This window comes from Kitasatospora sp. NPDC057512 (assembly GCF_042802135.1).
GTDB lineage: Bacteria > Actinomycetota > Actinomycetes > Streptomycetales > Streptomycetaceae > Kitasatospora.
On record NZ_JBHVET010001258.1, the window covers coordinates 1 to 1,246 of the forward strand.

The window sequence follows — 1,246 nt, forward strand, 5'->3', positions numbered from 1 at the left end:
CGTCGAGGTAGTGGGTGTACTCGTGGTTGAGGTTCCAGATCTCGAAGGACGGACGGGCCCACTCGGCCTCGTAGCAGAGGAAGCGCGGCTGGTTGTCGGCCTTGGTCGGGTCGCCCTCCAGGTACATGCCGCCGTTGTTGGTGTCGATGCCGTAGATCGCGGCGGCGAGCACCTGGTAGTCGAGCGAGGAGTGGAAGGCCACGACCTCGATCGTCTTGTTGTTGTCGTCCTTGACCGGGCCGCTGTCCTTGGCCACCGAGTGGAAGTACTCGTCCTGGCCGTTGAGGCTGGTGCAGGCGGTGTTCAGCTGGGTGGCGTCCAGCGCCTGGGCGAGCAGCGTGATGCTCGGGCTGCAGGTGTGCTTCACGGTCAGCACGCCGGCCTTGAGCTGGGCGGACTTGTCGCAGGTGCCGTAGAAGGAGCAGTTGCCCTGGTCGTAGTAGTCGACCGCCTCCGCGACCGCCGCCCACTGGTAGACGGTGCGGCCCTTCGGCTCCGACTTCTCGACCAGCGCCTTGGCCAGCGGACGGACCTTGGCCTGGAGGGCGGTGTCCTTCAGGAAGCGGGTCAGCTCCTTGGTCGCGTTGTAGACCAGCACGCCGAAGCCGTCGCCGAGCAGGGCGTTGTTGCGGGTCGCGAAGTCGGACAGCGCGTCCAGCACGCTCGGGTCCGCCTCGACGGCCGCGTCGAAGCCGGGCACCTGGTGGCCGCGGAACAGCACGGTGAACACCGGGTTGACCGCCCAGGCCATGCCGGCCGGGTTCCAGGTGTCGGCCTTGTAGTCGCCCAGCAGGCGCTTGACCACCGGCAGGAAGCGGACGTTCTCCTGCGCGCTGTCGATCAGGGTGACGGCCTCGCCCAGGATGGGCGCGTTGCCCGAGGCGACGTCGCGCGAGTGGGCGCTGTTGAAGAAGGCGTCCAGCCCGGACTGGATCGCGGTCTTGAGGCCGGCGCCGTACTCGCCGACGTCCTCCTTGTGGTACCACTGCACGAAGTAGCCGGCGCGCAGGTAGAGCACCAGCTGCTCGACCGAAGTGCTGTTGTCACCGGGGTAGTTGGCCGAAGCGTCGCGCAGCGCGTAGGCCACCGTGCTCATCTGCTCCTCGCGGAACGCGCCGCGCGCGTCGCCGCCGGTGAGCTGGAACAGGCTGTTGATGCAGTCGATGTCCGCGCTCTTGATGTGCTGGACCAGGTCACTGCCGGTCCGGCCACTGAAGTCGCCGATGGTGCAGGCCTGTTGGGCCGC

At 67.7% G+C, this 1,246-nt stretch carries 1 protein-coding gene; it reads right to left on the reverse strand.

Annotated features, from left to right (window positions below; genetic code table 11):
• On the reverse strand, nucleotides 1-1,246 hold a 1,246-nt coding region (locus ACFU6K_RS39330), incomplete at both ends, for a M9 family metallopeptidase N-terminal domain-containing protein (RefSeq protein WP_380671522.1).